This is a genomic window from Pseudomonas atacamensis (genome assembly GCF_017167965.1).
Lineage (GTDB): Bacteria > Pseudomonadota > Gammaproteobacteria > Pseudomonadales > Pseudomonadaceae > Aquipseudomonas > Aquipseudomonas atacamensis.
The window spans coordinates 555,027-578,165 of record NZ_CP070503.1 but is presented as its reverse complement, the minus strand read 5'-3'; the positions used below and the strand labels follow the sequence as shown (position 1 = coordinate 578,165).

At 61.5% G+C, this 23,139-nt stretch carries 23 protein-coding genes and 1 riboswitch; of the genes, 8 read left to right on the top strand and 15 right to left on the bottom strand.

Going from position 1 to position 23,139, the window contains the following annotated elements; genetic code table 11:
- Nucleotides 1–66: 66 nt before the first annotated feature.
- Nucleotides 67–471 carry an acyl-CoA thioesterase gene (locus tag JWU58_RS02675; protein ID WP_016772772.1) on the bottom strand — a complete coding sequence of 135 codons (405 nt, stop codon included), beginning with the start codon at nucleotides 469–471 and terminating at the stop codon, nucleotides 67–69.
- A 190-nt stretch (nucleotides 472–661) separates the two neighbouring features.
- Nucleotides 662–760: riboswitch (S-adenosyl-L-homocysteine riboswitch) on the top strand.
- A gap of 23 nt (nucleotides 761–783) precedes the next feature.
- Between JWU58_RS02675 and ahcY the strand changes: the two genes are divergently transcribed.
- From ahcY to JWU58_RS02655, 4 genes are all read left to right on the top strand, one after another.
- Nucleotides 784–2,193, top strand: a complete 1,410-nt coding sequence (gene ahcY / locus JWU58_RS02670; RefSeq protein ID WP_016772771.1) for an adenosylhomocysteinase — start codon at nucleotides 784–786, stop codon at nucleotides 2,191–2,193.
- Between the two features lie 186 nt (nucleotides 2,194–2,379).
- Nucleotides 2,380–3,225 carry a methylenetetrahydrofolate reductase [NAD(P)H] gene (gene metF / locus JWU58_RS02665; protein ID WP_206421453.1) on the top strand — a complete coding sequence of 282 codons (846 nt, stop codon included), beginning with the start codon at nucleotides 2,380–2,382 and terminating at the stop codon, nucleotides 3,223–3,225.
- A 171-nt stretch (nucleotides 3,226–3,396) separates the two neighbouring features.
- Nucleotides 3,397–4,209, top strand: a complete 813-nt coding sequence (locus JWU58_RS02660) for a substrate-binding periplasmic protein (protein WP_206421452.1) — start codon at nucleotides 3,397–3,399, stop codon at nucleotides 4,207–4,209.
- A 221-nt stretch (nucleotides 4,210–4,430) separates the two neighbouring features.
- Nucleotides 4,431–6,293, top strand: coding sequence for an RNA helicase RhlE2 (locus JWU58_RS02655; protein ID WP_016772767.1), 1,863 nt, complete (start codon nucleotides 4,431–4,433; stop codon nucleotides 6,291–6,293).
- A gap of 250 nt (nucleotides 6,294–6,543) precedes the next feature.
- Here JWU58_RS02655 and JWU58_RS02650 read toward each other — a convergent pair whose 3' ends face one another.
- Nucleotides 6,544–7,122: a YceI family protein gene (locus tag JWU58_RS02650; RefSeq protein ID WP_024014635.1), complete on the bottom strand. Its 579-nt coding sequence runs from the start codon at nucleotides 7,120–7,122 to the stop codon at nucleotides 6,544–6,546.
- A gap of 31 nt (nucleotides 7,123–7,153) precedes the next feature.
- Nucleotides 7,154–7,705, bottom strand: a complete 552-nt coding sequence (locus JWU58_RS02645) for a cytochrome b (RefSeq protein ID WP_073471054.1) — start codon at nucleotides 7,703–7,705, stop codon at nucleotides 7,154–7,156.
- A gap of 299 nt (nucleotides 7,706–8,004) precedes the next feature.
- On the opposite strand from JWU58_RS02645, the gene JWU58_RS02640 reads away from it, so the two are divergent.
- Nucleotides 8,005–8,502 (top strand): hypothetical protein, encoded by a 498-nt coding sequence (locus JWU58_RS02640; RefSeq protein ID WP_206421451.1) that lies wholly within the window; start codon nucleotides 8,005–8,007, stop codon nucleotides 8,500–8,502.
- A 362-nt stretch (nucleotides 8,503–8,864) separates the two neighbouring features.
- Here JWU58_RS02640 and JWU58_RS02635 read toward each other — a convergent pair whose 3' ends face one another.
- Nucleotides 8,865–10,634 carry a flavin monoamine oxidase family protein gene (locus tag JWU58_RS02635; RefSeq protein ID WP_206421450.1) on the bottom strand — a complete coding sequence of 590 codons (1,770 nt, stop codon included), beginning with the start codon at nucleotides 10,632–10,634 and terminating at the stop codon, nucleotides 8,865–8,867.
- Nucleotides 10,635–10,857: 223 nt separating this feature from the next.
- Here JWU58_RS02635 and JWU58_RS02630 point away from each other — a divergent pair, with 223 nt between their 5' ends.
- Nucleotides 10,858–12,264, top strand: a complete 1,407-nt coding sequence (locus JWU58_RS02630; protein ID WP_206421449.1) for an adenosylmethionine--8-amino-7-oxononanoate transaminase — start codon at nucleotides 10,858–10,860, stop codon at nucleotides 12,262–12,264.
- A 133-nt stretch (nucleotides 12,265–12,397) separates the two neighbouring features.
- On the top strand, nucleotides 12,398–13,117 hold the full coding sequence (locus JWU58_RS02625; protein ID WP_041476795.1) for a 16S rRNA (uracil(1498)-N(3))-methyltransferase: 720 nt from the start codon (nucleotides 12,398–12,400) through the stop codon (nucleotides 13,115–13,117).
- A 136-nt stretch (nucleotides 13,118–13,253) separates the two neighbouring features.
- On the opposite strand, the gene trhA is transcribed toward JWU58_RS02625, so the two are convergent.
- Entirely contained in the window at nucleotides 13,254–13,871 is a 618-nt protein-coding gene (trhA, locus tag JWU58_RS02620; RefSeq protein WP_024014640.1) for a PAQR family membrane homeostasis protein TrhA, read from the bottom strand.
- Between the two features lie 142 nt (nucleotides 13,872–14,013).
- On the opposite strand from trhA, the gene JWU58_RS02615 reads away from it, so the two are divergent.
- Complete coding sequence (locus JWU58_RS02615) at nucleotides 14,014–14,934, top strand: LysR family transcriptional regulator (protein ID WP_024014641.1); 921 nt, start codon at nucleotides 14,014–14,016, stop codon at nucleotides 14,932–14,934.
- 117 nt (nucleotides 14,935–15,051) lie between these two features.
- On the opposite strand, the gene madM is transcribed toward JWU58_RS02615, so the two are convergent.
- From madM to JWU58_RS02565, 10 genes are all read right to left on the bottom strand, one after another.
- Nucleotides 15,052–15,816 (bottom strand): malonate transporter subunit MadM, encoded by a 765-nt coding sequence (gene madM / locus JWU58_RS02610; protein ID WP_024014642.1) that lies wholly within the window; start codon nucleotides 15,814–15,816, stop codon nucleotides 15,052–15,054.
- A 5-nt stretch (nucleotides 15,817–15,821) separates the two neighbouring features.
- Nucleotides 15,822–16,214 (bottom strand): malonate transporter subunit MadL, encoded by a 393-nt coding sequence (gene madL, locus JWU58_RS02605; protein WP_016772756.1) that lies wholly within the window; start codon nucleotides 16,212–16,214, stop codon nucleotides 15,822–15,824.
- A gap of 67 nt (nucleotides 16,215–16,281) precedes the next feature.
- On the bottom strand, nucleotides 16,282–17,202 hold the full coding sequence (gene mdcH / locus JWU58_RS02600; protein WP_071172236.1) for a malonate decarboxylase subunit epsilon: 921 nt from the start codon (nucleotides 17,200–17,202) through the stop codon (nucleotides 16,282–16,284).
- Nucleotides 17,199–17,819 (bottom strand): malonate decarboxylase holo-ACP synthase, encoded by a 621-nt coding sequence (locus tag JWU58_RS02595; RefSeq protein WP_123443772.1) that lies wholly within the window; start codon nucleotides 17,817–17,819, stop codon nucleotides 17,199–17,201. The genes mdcH and JWU58_RS02595 overlap by 4 nt, the downstream gene beginning before the upstream one ends.
- Nucleotides 17,813–18,598 carry a biotin-independent malonate decarboxylase subunit gamma gene (gene mdcE, locus JWU58_RS02590; protein WP_206421448.1) on the bottom strand — a complete coding sequence of 262 codons (786 nt, stop codon included), beginning with the start codon at nucleotides 18,596–18,598 and terminating at the stop codon, nucleotides 17,813–17,815. Before mdcE ends, JWU58_RS02595 begins: the two co-directional genes overlap by 7 nt.
- Nucleotides 18,595–19,446, bottom strand: coding sequence for a biotin-independent malonate decarboxylase subunit beta (locus JWU58_RS02585; protein WP_206421447.1), 852 nt, complete (start codon nucleotides 19,444–19,446; stop codon nucleotides 18,595–18,597). Before JWU58_RS02585 ends, mdcE begins: the two co-directional genes overlap by 4 nt.
- Complete coding sequence (locus JWU58_RS02580; protein ID WP_125925447.1) at nucleotides 19,439–19,738, bottom strand: malonate decarboxylase subunit delta; 300 nt, start codon at nucleotides 19,736–19,738, stop codon at nucleotides 19,439–19,441. The genes JWU58_RS02585 and JWU58_RS02580 overlap by 8 nt, the downstream gene beginning before the upstream one ends.
- Entirely contained in the window at nucleotides 19,738–20,595 is an 858-nt protein-coding gene (locus JWU58_RS02575; protein ID WP_206421446.1) for a triphosphoribosyl-dephospho-CoA synthase, read from the bottom strand. The genes JWU58_RS02580 and JWU58_RS02575 overlap by 1 nt, the downstream gene beginning before the upstream one ends.
- A complete protein-coding gene (gene mdcA, locus JWU58_RS02570; protein ID WP_206421445.1) occupies nucleotides 20,595–22,265 on the bottom strand; it encodes a malonate decarboxylase subunit alpha in 1,671 nt (556 codons plus the stop codon). Before mdcA ends, JWU58_RS02575 begins: the two co-directional genes overlap by 1 nt.
- Before the next feature lie 201 nt (nucleotides 22,266–22,466).
- Complete coding sequence (locus JWU58_RS02565) at nucleotides 22,467–22,832, bottom strand: DUF6124 family protein (RefSeq protein ID WP_206421444.1); 366 nt, start codon at nucleotides 22,830–22,832, stop codon at nucleotides 22,467–22,469.
- Nucleotides 22,833–23,139 lie beyond the last annotated feature (307 nt).

Below are 23,139 nucleotides of genomic sequence, written 5' to 3'. Positions count from 1 at the left end.
CGCTCCCACAAGGATCACGCTGTACCTGTGGGAGCGAGCCTGCTCGCGAAGAATGCGCCGCCGATCTTATTGAACAGCTTCGTCATCCTTGAACTGGTCTTTCACATATTTGATCTCGGTCCGCCCGTGCGGCGCCGGCAGGCCGTCTTCGCCGAGGTTGACGAACACCATCTTCTCGACGGTCAGGATGCTCTTGCGGGTGATCTTGTTGCGCACTTCGCAGGTCAGGGTGATCGAGGTGCGGCCGAATTCGGTGGCGGTGATGCCCAGTTCGATGATGTCGCCCTGGCGCGAGGCGCTGACGAAGTTGATTTCCGAGATGTACTTGGTCACCACACGCTGGTTGCCCAGTTGCACGATGGCGTAGATCGCCGCTTCTTCATCGATCCAGCGCAGCAGGCTGCCGCCGAACAGGGTGCCGTTGGGGTTGAGGTCTTCGGGTTTAACCCATTTGCGGGTGTGGAAATTCATGGGGGGCTCCTGGGTCGAGGCGTTTGAGCGTTAGGGGTATTGGCCCCCAGCTTCAAGTTTTCAGCTACAAGCTGCAAGTAAAAGCGGATTGGCTTTTACTTGCCGCTTGTAGCTTGCCGCTTGCCACTAGCCGGGCGAAGACCGCTATAATCGCCACCGATTCAGAACGGCTATGCCGTTTTCCCGCCACCTGTCCGAGGGGCGCTGCAGCAGGTTCGACCTGTCAGGCTCGGATGGGGCGTTGACCGGCCTGCGCCGGACACTAAACGCACAACGGCGCCCATTCGCATACATTACGAATGGAGGCTCTTCATGAGCGCTGTCAACACGCCTGCCGATTTTACCGATTACAAAGTTGCCGACATGTCCCTGGCTGCCTGGGGCCGTCGCGAAACCATCATCGCCGAATCGGAAATGCCTGCCCTGATGGGTCTGCGCCGCAAATACGCTGCCGAGCAGCCGCTCAAGGGCGCGAAAATCCTCGGCTGCATCCACATGACCATTCAGACTGCCGTGCTGATCGAAACCCTGGTTGCCCTGGGTGCCGAAGTGCGCTGGTCGTCCTGCAACATTTTCTCTACTCAGGATCAGGCCGCTGCCGCTATCGCTGCCGCCGGTATCCCGGTGTTCGCCTGGAAAGGCGAGACTGAAGAAGAGTACGAGTGGTGCCTGGAGCAGACCATCCTCAAGGATGGCCAGCCATGGGACGCCAACATGATCCTCGACGACGGCGGCGACCTGACCGAGCTGCTGCACAAGAAATACCCGCAAGTGCTCGATCGCGTTCACGGCGTGACCGAAGAAACCACCACTGGCGTACACCGTCTGCTGGACATGCTGGCCAAGGGCGAGCTGAAGATCCCGGCGATCAACGTCAACGACTCGGTGACCAAGTCCAAGAACGACAACAAGTACGGCTGCCGTCACAGCCTGAACGATGCGATCAAGCGCGGCACCGACCACCTGCTGTCCGGCAAGCAAGCGCTGGTCATCGGTTACGGTGACGTGGGCAAGGGCTCGGCCCAGTCCCTGCGTCAGGAAGGCATGATCGTTAAAGTCTCCGAAGTTGACCCGATCTGCGCCATGCAAGCGTGCATGGACGGTTTCGAACTGGTGTCGCCATTCATCGACGGTATCAACGACGGTTCCGAAGCGAGCATCGACAAAGCGCTGCTGGGCAAGATCGACCTGATCGTGACCACCACCGGTAACGTCAATGTTTGCGACGCGAACATGCTCAAAGCCCTGAAGAAGCGCGCCGTTGTCTGCAACATCGGTCACTTCGACAACGAAATCGACACCGCTTTCATGCGCAAGAACTGGGCATGGGAAGAAGTGAAGCCACAGGTGCACAAGGTTCACCGCACCGGTGCCGGCAGCTTCGACCCACAGAATGACGACTACCTGATCCTGCTGGCCGAAGGCCGTCTGGTGAACCTGGGCAACGCCACCGGTCACCCGAGCCGCATCATGGACGGTTCGTTCGCCAACCAGGTACTGGCACAGATCTTCCTGTTCGGCCAGAAGTACGCCGACCTGTCGCCAGCGCAGAAAGCCGAGCGTCTGACCGTTGAAGTGCTGCCGAAGAAACTCGACGAAGAAGTGGCCCTGGAAATGGTTCGCGGCTTCGGCGGCGTGGTCACCCAACTGACCAAGCAACAGGCTGACTACATCGGCGTCACCGTCGAAGGCCCGTTCAAGCCGCACGCCTATCGCTATTAAGAGCAGCTGCGAGCTTCAAGCTGCAAGCGGCAAGTAAAAGCGGTTGGTTTACTTGAGGCTTGTAGCTGTCGCTGGCTTCTTCATCGTTATTACGCAGCCGCTGGCTGCAAGCTTCAGGCACAGGATCCCGGCGCTCCGCCCTCTTGCAGCTTGAAGCTTGCAGCTCGTAGCTGGAGGCCCCCTCCAATGTCCCAAGACCGTCGCTACAGCTTCGAGTTTTTCCCGACCAAGACCGATGCCGGGCAAGAAAAGCTGCTCGCCACTGCCCGTCAGTTGGCCACCTACAACCCTGATTTCTTTTCCTGCACCTACGGCGCTGGCGGTTCGACCCGTGATCGCACGCTCAACACCGTGTTGCAGCTGGAAAACGAAGTCAAAGTACCCGCCGCTCCGCACCTGTCGTGCGTCGGTGACAGCAAGGACGACCTGCGCGGCCTGCTCAACGAATACAAGACTGCCGGCATCAAGCGCATCGTTGCCCTGCGTGGCGACCTGCCGTCCGGCATGGGCATGACCAGCGGTGAGCTGCGTCACGCCAATGAACTGGTGGAATTCATTCGTGAAGAAACCGCCGATCATTTCCACATCGAAGTCGCCGCTTACCCGGAGATGCATCCGCAAGCGCGCAACTACGAAGACGATCTCGCCAACTTCGTGCGCAAGGCAAAGGCCGGTGCCGACAGCGCGATCACCCAGTACTTCTTCAACGCCGACAGCTACTTCTACTTCGTCGACCGTTTGCAGGCGCTGGGCGTGGATCTGCCGATCGTGCCGGGGATCATGCCGATCACCAACTACAGCAAACTCGCGCGCTTCTCCGATGCCTGCGGTGCGGAAATTCCGCGCTGGATCCGCAAGCAACTGGAAGCCTACGGCGACGACACGCGAAGCATTCAAAGCTTTGGCGAACAAGTCGTCAGCGAAATGTGCGAACGCCTGCTGCAGGGCGGCGCACCGGGGCTGCACTTCTACTCGATGAACCAGGCCGAACCTAGCCTGGCCATCTGGAATAACCTGAAGTTGCCGCGCTGAAGCAGCTGCAAGTTTCGAGCTGAAAGCTACAAGCTGGATCAAGAGATCGCAGTCCTTGGCAACATCTTTGTTGGGTTGTCAGGGCTGCGATTTTTTTTGTTTGAAGCCGCGAAACAGAGCTTGTGCAGCGGCTTTCTGGCTCTTTCGCGATTCTCGTCGTAATCTCCAGCCATGCCTTTGATCACGCAGTTATTCGCCGTGCTGGTTTTTGCTTGCCTGAGCTTCGCCGCTCGGGGGGAGAAGTTGCGTATTGTCACCGAGCCGTGGGCGCCGTACGTCTACGAACAGCGCGGAAAGAACCTCGGTCTTGACTACGAAACCACCGCCATCGTGTTCCAGCGTCTGGGCATTGAAGTGGAATGGCAGTTCCTGCCGTGGAAGCGCTGCCTGTCGATGCTCGAGACCGGCCAGGCCGACGGTGCCCTGGACATCTTTCACAGCGCCGAACGCGACGCCACCCTGCTCTATCCCAGCGAACCTTTGTCCGACGTCGAATTCGTGATGTTCTACGCCAATCAGCGGCCGCATCCTTTCAACACCCTCGAACAACTCAAAGGCCTGACCATCGGCACCTCGCCGGGTTATCTGTACAGCCCTGACTTCAGCCAGTCGGACCTGTTTACCCGTGAGCCGGCACCAACTCATGAAGCCAATTTCGGCAAACTGGTGCGCGGGCGGATTGACCTGCTGATTACCGATCGCCGCGTCGGTCAGCATTTGCTCGATGAGCTGAATATTCGCGATCTGATCACGGAAAACCCGACGGTTATCAGCCGCCAGAGCCAGTTTCTTGCGGTTCGGCGCAATGCCGGTATGGACTTGCTGGTGCAGCGTTTCGGCGCCGAGCTCAAGCGATTCAAGCGCGAACCAGCCTACGCCGAGCTCAGCGCGCGCTACGGTGCCGCGCCCGTTGATAGCGCGTCACTGCGCTCGGCCACGGCCAGCGGCAAAACCGTTGAGCAGCAGGAAAGCAGCGCGCAGTGATTGCTCTGTTATACTCCGGCGTTCCCGCCAGGCTCACGCCCGGACGCCCGGAACCGTAACAGGCCTCTCGACCCGCTACAGCGCAGCTTCCAGCCCGCGCGAGCGCTCCTGACGTGCCTTCGGAACCGCCGCTGGACCGGACGGGATTGCGTCCTCTTAAACGTGATTCGCGCCAGGCAAGACTCCCATTGGGCCAAGCCCTAACTAAAACAGGATTACTCATGTCCTTTGCTTCCCTCGGTCTCTCCGAGGCTTTAGTCCGTGCCATCGAAGATGCGGGCTATACCGAGCCTACTCCGGTGCAACAGCGGGCCATTCCCGCCGTGTTGCAAGGTCGCGACCTGATGGTGGCGGCTCAGACAGGTACCGGTAAAACCGGCGGTTTCGCCCTCCCGATTCTGGAGCGGTTGTTCCCCAACGGTCACCCGGACAAATCCCAGCGTCACGGCCCGCGCCAACCGCGCGTGCTGGTCCTGACCCCGACCCGCGAACTCGCGGCCCAGGTGCACGAGAGCTTCAAGATCTACGCCCGTGACCTGAAATTCGTCAGCGCCTGCATCTTCGGCGGCGTCGGCATGAACCCGCAGGTCCAGGCCATGTCCCGTGGCGTCGACGTTCTCGTCGCCTGCCCGGGTCGCTTGCTCGACCTCGCCGGCCAGGGCAGCGTCGATCTGTCCCACGTGGAAATTCTCGTTCTCGACGAAGCCGACCGCATGCTCGACATGGGTTTTGTGCACGACGTGAAGAAAGTCCTCGCGCGTCTGCCGGCCAAGCGTCAGAACCTGCTGTTCTCGGCGACCTTCTCCAAAGACATCACCGACCTCGCCGGCAAACTGCTGCACAACCCGGAACGCATCGAAGTGACGCCGCCGAACACCACGGTCGAGCGCATCGAACAACGCGTGTTCCGCCTGCCGGCCAGCCACAAACGTGCGCTGCTGGCGCACCTGATCACCGCCGGCGCGTGGGAACAGGTGCTGGTCTTCACCCGCACCAAGCACGGCGCCAACCGTCTCGCTGAATACCTGGACAAACACGGCCTGCCGGCGGTGGCGATCCACGGTAACAAGAGCCAGAACGCCCGCACCAAGGCCCTGGCCGACTTCAAGGCCGGCGAAGTGCGCATTCTGGTTGCGACCGACATCGCCGCCCGTGGTCTGGACATCGACCAGTTGCCGCATGTGGTCAACTTCGAGCTGCCGAACGTCGATGAAGACTATGTGCACCGTATCGGTCGTACCGGCCGCGCCGGTCGTTCCGGCGAGGCGATCTCCTTGGTCGCGCCAGACGAAGAGAAGCTGCTGAAAAGCATCGAGCGCATGACCAAGCAGAAGATTGCCGACGGCGATCTGATGGGCTTCGACTCCAGCACCATCGAAGCCGAGAAGCCGGAAGCCCGCGAGCGTCCTGACATCCGCAACCCGCGCAATTCTCGTGGCCCACGTGGCGACGGCCCGAATGGCGGCGGCGGTGGCGGCGGTCGCAAGGACAAAGGCAAAGACAAGGGCAAGGAAAAGCCGGCCGGTGAACGTGGCGAGCGCCCTGCCCGTCAGCAGAAACCGCGCGAAGGCACGCCGAGCCGCGAACAGCGCCCGAGCCAGCCACCGCGTGCAGCGGCTGACCGTGCCCCGGACGAGTTCCTCGACGACGATATCGATAACTTCGGTAACCGCGTTGACTACGTGCCGAAGGCCGCTCCTGCCGGCGGCCGTGGCCGTCGTCCGGGCGCACCGGCGCAAGGCGCAGGCGCACCACGCGGTGGTCAGCCTCAGGGACGCCAGAACGGTCCGCGCAACAGCAACGGTTCGAGCACCGGCACGCCACCGGCCAAACGCAGCGGCCCGCGCAATGGCGCACCGCGTGACGGTCAGGGTCGTCGTGACGAATCCGCGCCGCGCAACCGCCGTCCGGCCCGTGACGATCAGCCACGCAGCGAACCGGCCGTGCAGAATCCGCGCAGCAACGGTCCGAAGATCATGCACAAGGAATCGAAAGCCGACCGCTTCCCGACGCCTGAGCAGCTCGATCAACTGCCAAGCCGCCCACGTGGCGAGAAACCAGCCTTGCTGACCCGCAATCGCTGAGTTTCAACCCGCCATGAAAAATGCCCCGACTCGAAAGAGCCGGGGCTTTTTTTTACCTCGATTATCTCTGCCACACCGCAATACCCCTGTGGGGGCGAGCCTGCTCGCGAAGGCGGCGGGTCAGTCAGCAATGATGTTGCCGGAATGACCGCTTTCGCGAGCAGGCTCGCTCCCACAGGGAATGTGTCGCAGGCAATAAAAAACGCCCCGGGCCTTTCGACCAAGGGCGTTTTATTGTGGCGAGCGAAAGTTATTTGACTTTCACACCTTCCAGCGAGATATCCAGATCTGCCGTTTGCGAGGTTGGGCCTGGGCCCTTGATCCCGAACTCGTTCAGATTGAGAGTGGTCTTGGCGTTGAAGCCAGCGCGCTCGCCGCCCCATGGATCCTTGCCTTCGCCGTTGAATGTGGCCTTGAAGGTCACAGGCTTGGTCACGCCGTGCAAGGTCAGGTCGCCGGTCACGTCAGCAGTCTTTTCACCGGTCGATTTAACGGCGGTGGAGACGAACTTGGCATCAGCAAACTTGCTCACGTCGAGGAAGTCTTTGCTGGCGATGTGCTTGTCACGTTCAGCATGGTTCGACCACAGGCTGGCAGTTTTCACATCCACAGAGATCTTGCTGGCTTCAGGCTTGGCCGAATCCCAAGAGAAAGTACCGTCGAAATCTTTGAAGGTACCGTGGATGAAGCTGTAACCCAGGTGGCTGATTTTCCAGTCAACGAAGGCGTGCTGGCCTTCCTTGTCGATTTTGTAGTCCGCAGCCATGGCCTGACCAGCCGAGAGCAGTGCAGAACCGATTGCCAGAGCGGCCAGAGTCTTTTTCAACATGCTTTCTTTTCCTTTGAGTCGAGGTTGAATTTCAGGCTTTGCGACCGAGCATTCGAGTGAGGGTCGCATCACGATCGATAAAGTGGTGCTTCAATGCTGCCAACGCATGGAGACCGGAAAAAATTACCAGTGCCCACGCCAGCCAGAGATGAATCACCCCAGCGGTATCTGCCTGATCCGGTAGTCCGGAGAGCAGAGCAGGGACTTCAAACAGGCCAAACACCGGGATCCCGACACCGTCTGCGGTGGAAATCAGGTAACCGGCAATCATCACAGCGAACAGCGCCAGATACAGAAATCCGTGGCCGAACTTGGCGCCGATACGGGTCATGCGGCTGTAGCTTTGCAGCGTTGGCGGCGGCGGGCTGATGAAACGCCACACCACCCGCAACACCATCACCGCGAGCAGCACCAGACCGATGCTCTTGTGCAGATCCGGCGCGTCTTTGCGCCAGGTGCTGTAGTAATCCAGCCCGACCATCCATAGACCCAACGCAAACAGCCCGAAGACCGCCAGCGCCACGCCCCAGTGCATGAAGATGCTGACCCAACCATAGCGCGAAGAAGAGTTACGTAGCTGCATTGCCCAAATCCTGTGAGAACTGCGAACCAAGACTAGCGAGTTATCTATCGAATTAAAGCGGAAAATTTTGCTTTGAAATATCGAGAAATACGATCAAGAGTATGCGAGCGGGGTGTTAAGGAAGGATTAAAGGCGATTCCTGCGTGGAGCGCTTGTACAAATGACGGGGGCTGCATTGACCATCGTCATCTCTGCACACGCAGACGGCGAAACTCGCCCCTGATAACTATGTACCGCTGATGCGCAATTCAAACCTGCTCGAATGATGCTTCTTTTCATTATTCAAACAGGCACGAAACATGGCTCTGCGATATACGCCCTTTCAAGCAAGTGGTTCTTCTGTACTGCCGCCCAATCAAACGATGTCTGCGGGCCAATTCCTGCAATCCGAGAACGGTCGATTTCGTCTGATGCTGCAAAGCGATGGAAATCTGGTCCTCAAAGACGGTGAGGGGGTTATCTGGATCGCCGACGCCAATCAACCTTACAGTGCAACTTTGCACCCGAAGAAGATGCGCGAGCCGCTGCAGTTCGTGATCAGCAATAGTGGCTTCCTGTACGACCCTTCCAGGCGGCGACTGTGGATCGCGGAAAGCACGCATACCGGCGATAAATCGCTGTGGTACCACACGTACATGACCGTGCAGGACGACGGCAATCTGGTGATTTACGACCAGCGCACAGGCGATCTGCGCTGGGCGCGCTTTGGTTTTATCCCCGCGCGTATGCGCAAACCCAAGCAGAAGTGGCTGAGGAAGCTGCCGAACGGGACCGAGTTTTTCAAGTGGGAGTTTTAATCACTCCCGAACGTGTAGCGGCTAGTTGTGAAGGACCGCTGGCGGTTGCAGGCACTCGGCACTGTAGGGATCTATCTGGCATTTATGGGCAAGTTCGGAACCATAACCGCCGGGAAAGAACTGCCCGTTGCTACAGCCGGAAAGTGTCATCAGCGCGAGTAAGACCATGAGCGTTTTCATCAAGTGCCTCCAGTTTTTTCCAGCATAGAACTGGCGCTCAGGCAGCGGCTATCACCTCGTTCCGAGCGTGCTGTGGGAAGCATCCGGTACAACGGTAAGCCTCGTGACCGCTGCGCGAAGGACGAAAATGCAGGGCAAAAAAAACGCGACCCGAGGGCCGCGTTTTTTCATGGAGCAGAGCCTTACTGCGCTTTGCTCTCGGTGGTCGCCGCCGGCTTGGCCGCTGGCTTCTTCGCCGGCTCAGCTTTTTTCGCCGCCGGTTTGGCCGCCGGCTTTTTCGTTTCGGTTTTGGCCGCAGGCTTCTTCGCCGCTGGCTTGGCCGCTGCTTTTTTCGCCGGCTCGGCTTTCACCGGGGCCGCTGGTTTCGGTGCTTCCACCGGCGCTGGCGCAGGTGCCGGGGTCGGTGCAGGCGCTGGAGCGGCCGGAGCAGGTGCTGGCTCTGGCGCTTTCACAGGCTCTGGCTTCTTCTCGTCATCCGAACCGCCGAACAGGTTGCTGAAGAAGTTGCCCTTCTTCGCCGCCACTGCACCCGCCGCGCCTGCCGCAGCTGCAGCCGGAACCACTTTGGCCGGTTCGAACGACTTGCCTGCCGCCAGATCTTCAACCTGGCTGGCCGCGCGCTGGCCGGTGCGCAGTGCGCCTTCCAAGGTGCCCGGGTACAAGGTGTCGGTGTGTTCGCCGGCGAACGCTACGCGTTGCAGCGGACGTTCCCACAGGCGCCAGAACTTGCTGATCTGCCCCGGGCCGTAAGCCAGGTAGGCGCCGCCCATCGACGGGTCGGTGCTGTAGCGACGGATTTCATAACCGGTGAACGAGCCACGGGCCTGTGGATAAAACGCGTGCAGACGGATCAGCACCTGATCGACCATCTGCTTGTCGCCGAACGCCTGCATCACACGGGCATTGTCGCCGGACAGGTTGATCACCACGTTGGCGCCGCCCTTCAGTGCCGGTTCGATCCAGAGCATGCCTAAACCTGCGTTGCTGTAGATCTCGCCGGACATGCGCGATTTGCTTTCCCACACTGGCGTCTTGAACTTCAGCATGATCTGGTCGCGCCAACCGTAGTTGGTGCCCTTGATCGCCGCCAGATGCTGGGCATCCAGCGCCGGGGTCAGGGCGATCTTGTTCAGCGCGCGCAACGGCACCGCCAGCACCACGTAGTCAGCCTGATAGCCGACGCTGCCGACTTTGACGGTCACGCCGTCCTTGTCCTGGATGATCGCCGAGACCGGCGAGCTGGTCTTGATGGTCTTGATCTGTTTGACGAAGGCCTGGGCCAGGACCTGGCTGCCGCCGACCAGACGCGAGGCGCGCAGGTCGCGGTCGGAGACGCCGCGATAAACGCGGTTCTGCTGAGCGAAATACAGCAGCGACAGACGCGAAGGTTCGTCGTAGTGGGTGCGGATGTCCTGGTTGATCAACTGACGCGCGGTGGCCGGCAGGTTCTGCTTGTCGAGCCAGCTCGATACGGTGATCTGGTCCAGCGCATGCAAAGTGGCGGTCGCCGCCGGGTTCTGCGGGTCGTCGATCGAGCGCGCCAGATCGTCGAGGGTTTTCTGGTAGCGCTTGAGCGCATCGGCGGTGGCTGGCTGCTTGGTGGCCAGATCAGCGGCGGAGAAATAATCGCCGTCGATCAGATAACCCGGCGTACGCACGAATTCCGGCGCCGGCGTGGTGCCGAGCTTGAAGGTCGACACGTACTTGTTCAGCTCCGGCTGGGTCTTGTCGTTGCCGATCCATTCGCTGGTGGCCATGCCCGAGCGGCCGCCCAGGCTCGGTTTGGCTTCCAGCAGAGTGACCTGCCAGCCTTTGTTCTGCAGTTCGTAAGCGGCGGTCAGACCCGACAGGCCGCCGCCGATCACGATTGCGGTTTTATCCTTGGCCAGCGCCGTAACGCTGAACAGCCCCAACATCACCAGCGCACAGGCGCGCAGCCAACCGACAGACATTCAGCGAACTCCGGAAAAACATGTGGGAAAAAGCAGTTTTGCGAGTCAGACGACTCAAATAACCGCGAAGAATACGTTAGCCATCAAAACGCCGCCAGCGACGTCTATCGGCTCAGACAAAGTAGCTCAATCGACACAATGGGTTGTTCCCGCGCGATGCATTGCATAGGCTTGCGCGATTGTTCGCCCGCGCCTGACGCGAGCCGCCTCGAGGAGACTGTAAATGGGCCTGAATAACCAGTGGATGCAACGCGATCTTGCGGTGTTGTGGCATCCCTGCACCCAGATGAAAGACCACGAACAGCTGCCGCTGATCCCGATCAAGCGCGGCGAAGGCGTCTGGCTCGAAGACTTCGAAGGCAAGCGCTACCTCGACGCGGTCAGTTCCTGGTGGGTCAACGTGTTCGGCCACGCCAACCCGCGTATCAACCAGCGCATCAAGGATCAGGTCGATCAACTCGAACACGTGATTCTTGCCGGTTTCAGCCATCAACCGGTGATCGAGCTGTCCGAGCGCCTGGTGAGAATGACTCCGGAAGGCTTGAACCGGGTGTTCTACGCCGATAACGGTTCGTCGTGCATCGAAGTCGCGCTGAAGATGAGTTTTCACTACTGGCTCAATCGCGGCCAGCCGAACAAGAAGCGCTTCGTCACCCTGACCAACAGCTACCACGGCGAAACCATGGCAGCGATGGCGGTCGGCGACGTGCCGCTGTTCACCGAGACCTACAAAGCCCTGTTGATGGACACCATCAAAGTGCCGAGCCCGGATTGCTATCTGCGCCCGCAAGGCATGGGCTGGGAAGAACACTCGCGCAACATGTTCGCCGCCATGGAACAGACGCTGGCGGAAAATCATGACAGCGTCGCGGCAGTGATCGTCGAGCCGTTGATTCAGGGCGCCGGCGGCATGCGCATGTATCACCCGGTGTACCTCAAGCTGTTGCGCGAGGCCTGCGACCGCTATGGCGTGCACCTGATCCACGATGAAATCGCCGTCGGCTTCGGCCGTACCGGGACGATGTTCGCCTGCGAACAGGCCGGCATCCGCCCGGACTTTCTCTGCCTGTCGAAAGCCCTCACCGGCGGCTATCTGCCGCTGGCGGCGTGCCTGACCACCGACGAGGTCTACAGCGCCTTCTACGACGACTACCCGACCCTGCGCGCCTTCCTTCATTCGCACAGCTACACCGGCAACCCGCTGGCCTGCGCTGCGGCACTGGCGACCCTGGACATCTTCGAGCAGGACAACGTCATCGCGAACAACCAGGCGCTGGCTCAGCGCATGGCCTCGGCGACCGCGCATCTGGTCGATCACCCTAACGTGTCGGAAGTGCGCCAGACCGGCATGGTCCTGGCCATCGAGATGGTCAAGGATAAAGCCACAAAAGAGGCCTACCCTTGGCAGGAGCGTCGTGGCTTGAAGGTATTCCAGCATGCGCTGGAACGTGGTGCGTTGTTGCGCCCGCTGGGCAGCGTGGTGTATTTCCTGCCGCCGTATGTGATCACCCCGGAGCAGATCGACTTCCTGGCCGAAGTGGCTAGCGAAGGTATCGACATTGCTACGCGTGACAGCGTCAGCGTGGCGGTGCCGAAAGACTTCCATCCGGGATTCCGCGACCCGGGCTAACCGTAATTTCTCGTTCCCACGCTCCGCGTGGGAATGCAGCCCGGGACGCTCCGCGTCCCAAAAGCGGACGCAGAGCGTCCGATGAGGCATTCCCACGCAGAGCGTGGGAACGATCTAATCTGAGAGACCCGAAATGAGACTGTCCCGCTTCTTTATCGACGCTCCGCTGAGCACTGGCGAACACGAACTGCCAGAGGCCCAGGCGCATTACATCAGCCGCGTGTTGCGCATGGCCGAAGGCGATGCGGTGCAGTTGTTCGACGGTTCCGGCCATGAGTTTCGCGGGTCCTTGGTGGATGTCGGCAAGAAACGCGTGGTCGTGCAGATCGACGAGCAATTCGCCGGGCAAATCGAATCGCCACTGCAGATCCACCTCGGCCAGGGCCTGTCCCGGGGCGAGCGCATGGACTGGGCGATTCAGAAAGCCACTGAACTGGGCGTGACGCAAATCACCCCGATCTTCAGCGAACGCTGCGAAGTGCGGCTCAAGGACGAACGCGCCGACAAGCGCTTGCTGCACTGGCGCCAGGTGGCGATCAGTGCCTGCGAACAGTGCGGGCGGTCACGGGTGCCGGTGATTCATCCACCAGTGTTGCTGGCGGACTGGCTCAAGCAGACCGAAGCCGAATTGAAACTGGTGCTGCACCCGGTCGCAGAACCGCTGGTCAGCCATGCCAAACCGGCGACGCTGGCGTTTCTGATCGGACCGGAAGGTGGCCTGACGGATGGCGAAGTCGAGCAGGCCAAAGGCAATGGCTTCCACGCCGCCCGCCTCGGCCCGCGCGTGCTGCGCACCGAGACCGCGCCGGTGGTGGCGCTGGCGGTAGCCCAGCAACTTTGGGGTGATTTCTAAACCTTTTTGCCGGACTGATCGTTCCCACGCTCTGCGTGGGAATGCAGCCCGGGACGCTCCGCGTCCCAAACAGCGTGACGCAGAGCGTCACAGGAGGCGTTACCACGCAGAGCGTGGGAACGATCAGTCAGCCGGGCTACAGCACGTAAAACAGAATCGCCACAAAATGCAGCAAGCTCCCGGCAATCACGAACAGATGCCAGATGCCATGGGCATGCCGCAGCCGGTGATCGAGGGCAAAAAAGATAATCCCCACCGTATACAACACCCCGCCCGATGCCAGCCAGGCAAACCCGGCCGTGCCCAGCGCGGCGATCAGCGGCTTGACCGCGACCAGCACGATCCAGCCCATCACCGCGTAAATCACGATCGACAGAACCCGTGCCTCGGAGCGCGGTTTGATCTCTTGCAGGATGCCGATCAGCGCCAGCCCCCAGACAATCCCGAACAGCGTCCAGCCCCACGGCCCGCGTAACGTCACCAGGCAGAACGGCGTGTAGCTGCCGGCGATCAACAGGTAGATCGAGAAATGATCGACCTTCTTCATGATCGCTTTCTTGCGCCCGCGCACGCTGTGATACACGGTCGAGGCGCTGTAGAGCACCAGCAAAGTGAAGGCGTAGATCGCCACGCTGACGATCTTCCACGGACTGCCGTCGAGGCTGGCAATCACCAGCATCCATACGCCGCCGATAAACGCGGCGATGGCTCCGACCAGATGGGTCCAGGCGTTGAGTTTTTCCCCGTGATACATGTGTCGCATACCTCGTAGTCACTACCGCAAGCGCGCAAGGCTCGGGCCTTGAGCGTAAAAGCGCAATGTTTCTGTTCAACCTCGCCTGCGCGGCACGCGGGAATTGGGCACAATCGGCGCATTAAAAAAAAGAGTCCGCGCCATGCTGATCGACGAAGAATTGACCCTGAAAAAACTCGAGGTGTTCCTCGCCTTCATGCGCACCGGCAACCTCGCCCGCGCCGCCGCCGAATTGCAGACCAGCAACGTCAGCGTGCACCGCGCCATTCACTCTTTGGAAAACGCCCTGCGCTGCCCGCTGTTCAAACACGAAGGGCGCAATCTGACGCCACTGGAAAGTGCATATGTGCTGGAAGAGCGTGCGCAAAAACTGATCAACGACGTCGTCGACAGCGTGCGCCTGACCCGCGAAGCCGCCGGATTTTCCGCCGAGCGTTTCAAGCTCGGCTCGCTGTATTCGCTGACGGTGAAGACCGTGCCGCAGCTGATCATGGGCCTGAAGATCCGCCGCAGCGAACTCAACATCGACCTGATCCTCGGCTCGAACATCGACCTGCTCTACAAGCTGAAAAACATGGAAGTCGACGCGATTCTGGTGTCGCTGGACGACAGCATCAACGATCCGGATTGCGAGCAGATTGCGCTGTTTTCCGACGACATCTTCCTCGCCACCCCGGCCGATTCAAAATTTGCTCAGCGCAGTGAAGTCGATCTGGCGGAAGTGCGTGATGAAACCTTCATCACCCTGACCCAGGGCTTCGCCACGCATCAGGACGGTGTGCGGGTGTTCAAGCAAGCGGGATTCGAGCCGAAGGTGGCGATGCAGGTCAATGACATCTTCACCCTGCTGAGCATGGTCAGCTCAGGGGTGGGGTACGCCTTGTTGCCGGGGCGGATTGCGGCGGTGTACGAGAACCGGGTGAAGCTCATCCCGTTGCAGGAGAAGTACCGCCTGCAGCAGCACATTGGCGTGGTGTTTCTCAAGGCCAAGGAGCGTGATCCGAATCTGCTGGCGTTGCTGGCGGAGTGTCGGATGTATGCCAACCGCCAGGCCAGCTCATGATCGTTCCCACGCTCTGCGTGGGAATGCCTCAATGGACGCTCTGCGTCCGCTTTGGGACGCGGAGCGTCCCGGGCTGCATTCCCACGCAGAGCGTGGGAACGATCAATGTCAGGTCGGTCAGCCCATCAACCCGCGCATCGCCAGAAACAGCAGCGAAGGCCCCAGCAGACACCCAAGCGCGGTGTAGAACGCCGCCGTCAGGCAACCATATGGCACCAGCTTCGGATCGGTGGCCGCCAAGCCGCCGGCAACGCCGCTGGAGGTGCCCATCAAGCCACCGAAAATCACCGCGCTGCGCGGATTGTTCAGGCCGATCATCGGCGCCACGAACGGTGTCATCACCATCACCAGAATCGCCTTGATCAGCCCCGCCGCAATCGACAGCGCCATCACCTCGGAGCTGGCGCCGATCGCCGCGCCGGTCACCGGGCCGACAATGTAGGTCACCGCACCGGCGCCAATGGTGGTCAGGCTCACCGCATCGGTGTAGCCGAACGCCATCGCCACGCCGACCCCGGCGACGAACGAGGTGCCAACGCCGACAAACAGCGCCAGCACACCGACGAGTCCGGCGCGTTTGAGTTCATCGACACTCACCCCAAACGCCGTCGCCACAATCGCGAAATCCCGCAGCATCGCACCGCCGAGCAGGCCGATGCCGGACAGCAGCGGAATATCCACCACGCCTTTTTGCCCACCGGTGAGTGCGCCGCCGATATACGACAGCACCAGCCCGAGCAGAATGGCGATCGCCGAACCGTGCAGGCGGCCCTTGGTGAAGGTGTTGGACATCCAGTAGGACACCCACATGGTCAGGCCGACAATCAAAAAGCCGCTGATCAGACCGTAGCCGGTGATCACTTTCATCATTGATTCGTACATGGCGATTACCCCGCAGTCTTGGCAGGAGCAATCGGTGTCTCTTGCTTGTTGCCCATGCGCGTCAGCACCGGCACCAGGGCAAAAGCGATCACTACGGCGAGGGTGCCGGCAAGAATTGCCATCGGCCCGCCCTTCAGCGCACCGTAGACATTCTGCTGCGCGGCCATGGCGACCACGATGGGAATGTAGATCGCGCTCCAGAACTCCACGCCCTGCTCGGTCTTGCCCTTGAGCCAGCCGCTCTTGTAGAGATAGCTGCCCAGGCCGATCAGCAGCAGCATCGCAATACCGACGCCGCCGACGTTGGCCGGCACGCCGATCAGCTTGCCGAGCAATTCACCGACCCAGATCCCGACCAGCGTGCAAAAGGCGAGAAACGCCACACCGTAAATAATCATTGTTGTAGTCCTCAAAGTGCATCGTCGAATGTTGTTTTTGTTGTTCGAAGCTTGAGTCGCGGCGGTTTTAGAGTTGGCGGCCACCCTCCTCGCGCAACAGCGCTTGCAGGGTATCGAGGCGGGCACTGTCGAAGGCAGTGACGGTGCCCTGCTCGAACACCCGGCGCGCCAGCCCGGTCAGCACCGCACCGGGCGGCAGTTCGATTTGTAGACGCACGCCGCGCTCATAGGCGCTTTGCACGGTGCCGCGCCAGTCCACCACGCGGCACATGTTGAAAGCGAGGTCATCGCGCAGCGCTTCGACTTTGCTCACAGGCCGCGCGCGACTGCCGCTCAGATAAGCGATCTTCGGGTTCTTCAGTTCAACCCTGGCGAACGCCTCGGCAAGCGCCTGCGCCGGTTTTTCCAGCAATGGGCAATGCGACGGCACGCTCACCGCCAGCCGCTTCGCCACTCCGGCGCCGCGACTGCGCGCCAGTTCGGCCACCGCGTGCATGGCCTTGTCGCAGCCAGCGATGACCACTTGGTTATCGGCGTTGATGTTGGCCAGATACACCGGCGCATCTTCGCTGTGCACTTGCGCCAGCAGGGTTTCGACGGTGGACAACTGCAAGCCGATGATCGCGGTCATGCCGTAGCCCTGTGGATAAGCCTGCTGCATCAGCTCACCGCGCAGGCTGACCAGATGCAGCGCATCGCTGAAACTCAAGGCTCCCGCCACCACTGCTGCCGGGTAGGCGCCGATGGACAGGCCGGCGACGTAATCCGCGCTCAGTTCATCCTGCAATAACTGCCGCGAAGCAGCGACACCGGCGATCAGCAGGCACAGCTGCACCGCTCGTGTCGTGCGCAATGCCTCGGCTGAATCCAGCAGCGCAACATCTTCGCCCAGCACATCACTGGCCTCGACCAGTGTTTCCCGAGGCAAACGCTGGAGCATGCCCGCTTGCTGCGCGCCCTGGCCGGGGAACACCAACAGGCTGCTCACGCTGCCTGCTCCTGCGGATTCCACGGATCGATCACCAATGCAGCCTGATGCGCATTTTTCAGCAGCACCCGGGCCGAACCGCTGGCCCATTCACGCAGCGCCACAGCGCCGAATGGGGTCTGCAATTGCATGTCGACCCGGCACGCAGTTTGATCAAAAAGCGCGACCAGTTCGCGCGCCTGATCACGGCCGATCATCTGCGGCGCACGCAGAATCAGATCGAGATCACTGGCCGCATGCATTGCTCTGAAACCACTGGCCAATTCAAACCCGACACTGCCGCTGACACCCCAGACCCAACCGCAGCCATCGAGCATCGGCCGCAGTTGTTTGAGCGCCTGCATCACCGGCAGATCTCGCTCGCACTCAACCTGACAAAGGGCTTCGGGACTGACCCGACAGGCAATCGAATCCAGCGGCATAAACGCCGCCAGCCGCTGCTCACGCAACACACCACGAACGCCGACCGCGACCAGACCTTCCTCGCTCAAGGCCCGCCGCACCACCACCGGCTGCCCGGCCGCCAGCGCCGCGATCGCCCACTGCGGCGCATCCGCCGGCAACTGCGCTGGGGTCATGCCCCAGAGCAGATCGTGGGCCAGGGGCAGGTTCACCACTGCGCCCTCAGCAATTCGCGGACTTTGCTGGAAGCGGCACGATTACTCGCACCAAGGCGCCCTTTCAAATCAGTGCTGGTCACATCGCTGATCGCTTGCTTCAGGCACTCAGTCACGCGCGTCAGATCTTCCTCTGTCGGCTGTTCAATCTGCTGCACCGAGAGAGTTTCCCAGAGCAGGCCGAGGCTGGCGTAGCTGTCGATGTCATAGGCCATCGGCGGCACGCTGGAGGCCAGCGCTTCCAGTTCCTCGACACTGCGCAAGGTGACCCGCGCCGCCGAGGCTTTGCCCATTGCGTGTACCATCACGCCGGGATCGCGCAGCGCGATCAGGCGATTGGCCTGATAACCGTGGGCGAGAAATGCACCCGACATGGCCTTGCCCACCAGCAGCGCAATCACCGGATGCCCGGCCAGACGCGCACGGGCATAACTGTCCGCCGCGCCGGCCAGGGCCTGATGAATGCCGAGGGCTTCTTCGCGGCGGCCATACGCCTGGCTCGGCACATCGACGATGGCGATGATCGGGCGCTTCTGTGCGTTGTCGCGGTCGGCGCTGATCGCGTCATCCACAGCCTTGGCCAGACCCCAGCCTTCGAGCAGACCGACTTCGCCATTGCGGGCGCGGGGAAAACGATTGTCCGGGTCGGCGACCACGGCGATAAAGCGGCCGAGCTCAGCGTCGGCGACTTTCAACGACGGCGGCAAACCTTCGACGACACTGGCGCCAGCGCTGAGCGCATTGAACCAGTGCAAACCGCACAATGAATAACCGCTCATGAGCGCTCTCCTTGATACAGATCGCGAACCACCGACGGTTCGATTTGCTTGCCCGTGTCCAGCTTGCCGAGGCGTTGCAGGAACCACTCGGCGCGTTGACTGCGCGGCTGTGCCGGCAGGCCTTGCTGGAGCAGTTGGCCGACCTGCTGACGAATCTGCGCTACATCATCGGCGACATAACGATCCACCAGACCACTGTGGAAACGCTGTTCGCCGCCGGTCAGGCTCCAGATGAAGGGCCGGTCGCGGGAGTCGTATTCCTCGATCCCGGCTTCCTGCTCGATCACTTGCGGGCCGTTCAGACCGAGGCGTGCTTCCTGGGTCACCAGCAAATAACTGCACAGCGCTGCGGCGATCGACATGCCGCCGAAGCAACCGACACTGCCGGCGACCACGCCGACCACCGGTTGGTATTGCTGCAAATCGACAATCGCCGCGTGAATATCGGCAATCGCCGCCAGCCCTAGATTGGCTTCCTGCAAGCGCACGCCGCCGGTTTCCAGCAGCAACACGGCGCGGGTGGGGATACCGTTGCGGTTGTCTTCGGCAGCCAGTTCCAGCGCGCCGGCAATCTTCGCCCCGCCGACTTCGCCAAGGCTGCCGCCCTGAAACGCACCTTCAATCGCTGCGATGACCACCGGCAAACCGTCGAGGCTGCCCTTGGCGATCACCACCCCGTCATCGGCCTGCGGCACCACGCCCTGGCGCTCGAGCCACGGCGACATGACCCGTTGAAACGGATCGAGCAGTTCGCGAAAGGTCCCGGCGTCGAGCAAGGCTTGCGCCCGCTGCCGCGCGCCGAGTTCGACGAAGCTGTGTTTGTTGAGCAACGCTGCGCTGTCAGTCATGGTCGATCTCCTCGAAACCCTGTTCCAGACGCAAGCGCACCACCCCCGGCGTCGCGCCGAAATCATGGATATCGATGGCCATCGCCGGTGGCGTGGTGCCGTCGAACATCCGCGCAAACAGGTGCTGCCAGCGCTGCTGCGCGCCGTTGACCGAGGTCTGCACGTTGATCGTCAGTTTGCCGGCCAGCCCCGGTTCGATCAGCACTTCCAGATCACCCGAGCCGACACAGCCGACCAGCGCACGCCCGCGTGGCGGCTGCCCGGCGGGGAATTCAAACGATAGGTTTTCCATCAAAACGCTCCCTGAGAGATGCCGTCGCGCTCGATACGATCGAGCAGCAGCGTGGCGGCGAGCAGGTCGGCGGCGCCACCGGGCGAGGCATTCAATGCGATGAGTTGTTGATCCAGTTCGTGCAGGCGCCGACGACCGCTGAGGCTGGCGCTGCCGCCGGCATCGAGCACCGCTTGCGCGCCGGCCTGCATGGCCTGCAGACCGGGCTCGCCGGCGCGGTAGAGCACGCAGGTGTCGGCCAGCTCGGTCATGATCGCCAGCAACGCATCGAGCCGGGCGTTCTGTTCGCCGTGACCGTTGGCGCGACTTTTGTGCAGTTGCGGCAAGCCGCGTTGCAGCACGGACGGGAAGCCCAGTTGCGCTTCCTCGCGAGCACCGCGTGCGCCGTAACGCTGGGCAACTTGTGCGCCGTGGCTGAGTGGTGTCGGTGCGTAGCGGTCGTCGAGCAGTGCCAGGCGGGCGGCGCACAGGGCGATGGATTTCGGTTTCAGCGCGGCGGCCGTCACCAACAGTCCCAACGCCCAGATCGCACCGCGATGGGTGTTGACGCCGTTGGTGGTCACGAGCATGGCTTGTTCGCCCTCGCGACCGATGCGGCCAATCGCTTCGCGTAACGGCACACCGACTTCGCCCAGCTCCAGCGCGGCCTCGGCCATTTCCTTGAACGCTGGCCACAAGGCCAACGCCGACGCGTGCATCAGGCCCAGGTGCAGATCGGTGTGCGCGCCGTTGCCACGACGGTCGACCAGCGCCGGTTTCGGCGACAGATCCGCTTCGTCGATCAACGCGTCCACCGCCAGATCGGCCAAGCGGTCAGCCAGAGAAAGCGGTTTCGCTTGCAGGTTGAATGCGTGCATTACCAGCTCCTGAATTTGGCGGGCGGGTTGTACAGGCCGCCGGACCACTCGACCAGATCGGCCACGCTTTTCGCCGCGAGCAATTCGCGCGTGGCGTCAGTGCGGCGGATGCCGAGGTCTTCGGGCAGGGCGATCAGGCCCTCGCGGCGCATGCGTTCGGTGTCTTTCGGGTTGTGCCGCAGGCCGATGGCGGTAACCCCGGCGACCGCTGCGATCATCGCCTGGCGCTCTTCCAGCGAGCGCGCCTTGTACAGGTAGGCGATGCCTTCTTCGGTAAGCAGGTGGGTAACGTCGTCGCCGTAGATCATGATCGGCGCCAGCGGCATGCCGCTTTTCTTCGCCACTTCCACGGCGTCGAGGGTTTCGACGAAGGTCGGTTTGCCGCCCTCCTGGAACGTCTCGACCATTTGCACCACGAGTTTCTTGCCGCGTTCGAGCATCGGTTGCGGCCCATCGGCGTGGCGCATGTCCAGCCACGCCGGAGTGCCGTGACGGCGGCCGCGCGGATCGTGACCCATGTTCGGCGCACCACCGAAACCGGCCAGACGGCCTCGGGTCACGGTCGAGGAATGGCCGTCGCCATCAACTTGCAGCGTCGCGCCGATAAACAGATCCACCGCGTACTGCCCGGCCAGTTGGCAGACCATGCGGTTGGAGCGCAGCGAGCCGTCGCGGCCGGTGAAGAACACATCCGGCCGAGCGGCGATGTAGTTTTCCATGCCCAGTTCGGTACCGAAGCAATGCACGCTCTCGACCCAGCCGCTTTCGATCGCCGGGATCAGCGTCGGGTGCGGGTTGAGCGTCCAGTTGCGGCAGATCTTGCCTTTCAGGCCGAGGGATTCGCCGTAGGTCGGCAGGATCAGTTCGATGGCGGCGGTGTTGAAACCAATGCCGTGGTTGAGCGACTGCACGTTGTGTTTTTCATAGATTCCACGAATTGCCATCATCGCCATCAACACGTGCACAGGCTTGATGTGCCGTGGGTCGCGGGTGAACAGCGGCTCGATGTAGAACGGCTTGTCGGCGACCACGACGAAATCGACCCACGACGCCGGGATGTCTACGCGAGGTAGCTCGCTGACGTCGTCGACCAACTGGTTGACCTGGACGATGACGATGCCATCGCTGAACGCCGCCGGTTCGATCAGTGCGGGAGTGTCTTCGGTGCTCGGGCCGGTGTAGATGTTGCCGGCGCGGTCGGCCATGAAACCGGCCGAGAGCACAACGTTGGGGATCAGGTCCACGACGAGGCGGGCGTAGAGTTCGATGTACGTGTGAATGGCGCCGACTTCGAGCAAGCCATCTTCGAGCAACTGGCTGATGCGCAGGCTCTGGGTGCCGGCGAAGGAGAAATCGAGCTTGCGGGCGATGCCGCGTTCGAACAGATCAAGGTGCTCGGAGCGGCCGACGCTGGGCATGATCATGTGCAGATCGTGGAGCTTGGACGGGTCTGCCTTGGCCAGCGAACGCGAGAGGAAATCCGCCTGCTTCTGGTTGTTGCCCTCCAGCACCACACGATCGCCGGGATGGATCAGCGCTTCGAGCGCGGCGACGATTTTGTCGCTGGGCAGCACCGCACCATCGGCGAGCCCGCGCACCTTGTCGAGCCGGCGCTGCTTCTCGTCACGCCGCCGCGTCCAGCGCGAGTCGGGGGAAATTGTTGTTGTCATGCTCACTCCACGGGTTCGCTGTCGTGGAGCCAAGTTAGGCGTGTGTGATGAGGGCATCAATCAAGCTGGGTGGTGAATCATTACGCTGAGCGTAATGGTCACGATCGCTTTCGCGAGCAGGCTCGCTCCCACAGTCTGGACGCATTCCAATTGTGGGAGCGAGCCTGCTCGCGAAGAGGCCAGTCGCCTCAGCGCATTCGCTCAGTCGGTTGGCACCATTTTGTCCAGCACCCGATTCACCGCCATCTCCGCCACCATGACAATCTGCGCGATGCCCTGCAGGGTCTTGCGCTGCGAACCTTCCACGGAAGCGGCGTGGTTGTGCAACATGACTGTCGCCGAACCAAGGGTTTCACAGGCGTCGGCCAGCAAGGACTCGGTGTCGGCTTCGGGGTTGGCCATGTACAGCGTGTTGGGGGTGTACGGCGGGGCCATGGAGTCAGCGCTGGGCGGGCCGAGGTAATGGTCGAGGGCGCGCTCGGCGGCTTCGTGGAATTTCTTTGAGTCGGGGGATTGGTAGGGCGATGCCGGGTCTTTGGTCGGCGGGTTTGGCATTACTTTGAACATGAGCTGTGTTCCCGTTGTTGAGCGCCAACCCCTTGGCTACTAAACGAAAGGGAGGCGACTGTACGCAGGTTAGTAGACCGGGGAACTCAGCTTAAGCCGGCGCGCCGAAGCGCCCTACGTACAGCCACCATCAAGCTCAGATGCGGAACACCTGTGATGAATGCACGACCAGCTGAATTACCGCGGGCTACTAAACCCGATCACTGGGAATCAGTGACCCGATCCAAGTTACGCAGCAAGCCCTGGGCGCACAAGCCGGCGGATTCTGGCGCAGGCGTAGGCAGCGGCGCAAGGATTTGTAGGCTGG

Coding starts and splice junctions, on each gene's coding strand:
- JWU58_RS02675 (WP_016772772.1), bottom strand. CDS start 471: ATGAATTTCCACACCCGCAAATGGGTTAAACCCGAAGACCTCAACCCC.
- ahcY (WP_016772771.1), top strand. CDS start 784: ATGAGCGCTGTCAACACGCCTGCCGATTTTACCGATTACAAAGTTGCC.
- metF (WP_206421453.1), top strand. CDS start 2,380: ATGTCCCAAGACCGTCGCTACAGCTTCGAGTTTTTCCCGACCAAGACC.
- JWU58_RS02660 (WP_206421452.1), top strand. CDS start 3,397: ATGCCTTTGATCACGCAGTTATTCGCCGTGCTGGTTTTTGCTTGCCTG.
- JWU58_RS02655 (WP_016772767.1), top strand. CDS start 4,431: ATGTCCTTTGCTTCCCTCGGTCTCTCCGAGGCTTTAGTCCGTGCCATC.
- JWU58_RS02650 (WP_024014635.1), bottom strand. CDS start 7,122: ATGTTGAAAAAGACTCTGGCCGCTCTGGCAATCGGTTCTGCACTGCTC.
- JWU58_RS02645 (WP_073471054.1), bottom strand. CDS start 7,705: ATGCAGCTACGTAACTCTTCTTCGCGCTATGGTTGGGTCAGCATCTTC.
- JWU58_RS02640 (WP_206421451.1), top strand. CDS start 8,005: ATGGCTCTGCGATATACGCCCTTTCAAGCAAGTGGTTCTTCTGTACTG.
- JWU58_RS02635 (WP_206421450.1), bottom strand. CDS start 10,634: ATGTCTGTCGGTTGGCTGCGCGCCTGTGCGCTGGTGATGTTGGGGCTG.
- JWU58_RS02630 (WP_206421449.1), top strand. CDS start 10,858: ATGGGCCTGAATAACCAGTGGATGCAACGCGATCTTGCGGTGTTGTGG.
- JWU58_RS02625 (WP_041476795.1), top strand. CDS start 12,398: ATGAGACTGTCCCGCTTCTTTATCGACGCTCCGCTGAGCACTGGCGAA.
- trhA (WP_024014640.1), bottom strand. CDS start 13,871: ATGTATCACGGGGAAAAACTCAACGCCTGGACCCATCTGGTCGGAGCC.
- JWU58_RS02615 (WP_024014641.1), top strand. CDS start 14,014: ATGCTGATCGACGAAGAATTGACCCTGAAAAAACTCGAGGTGTTCCTC.
- madM (WP_024014642.1), bottom strand. CDS start 15,816: ATGTACGAATCAATGATGAAAGTGATCACCGGCTACGGTCTGATCAGC.
- madL (WP_016772756.1), bottom strand. CDS start 16,214: ATGATTATTTACGGTGTGGCGTTTCTCGCCTTTTGCACGCTGGTCGGG.
- mdcE (WP_206421448.1), bottom strand. CDS start 18,598: ATGAGCGGTTATTCATTGTGCGGTTTGCACTGGTTCAATGCGCTCAGC.
- JWU58_RS02585 (WP_206421447.1), bottom strand. CDS start 19,446: ATGACTGACAGCGCAGCGTTGCTCAACAAACACAGCTTCGTCGAACTC.
- JWU58_RS02580 (WP_125925447.1), bottom strand. CDS start 19,738: ATGGAAAACCTATCGTTTGAATTCCCCGCCGGGCAGCCGCCACGCGGG.
- JWU58_RS02575 (WP_206421446.1), bottom strand. CDS start 20,595: ATGCACGCATTCAACCTGCAAGCGAAACCGCTTTCTCTGGCTGACCGC.
- mdcA (WP_206421445.1), bottom strand. CDS start 22,265: ATGACAACAACAATTTCCCCCGACTCGCGCTGGACGCGGCGGCGTGAC.
- JWU58_RS02565 (WP_206421444.1), bottom strand. CDS start 22,832: ATGTTCAAAGTAATGCCAAACCCGCCGACCAAAGACCCGGCATCGCCC.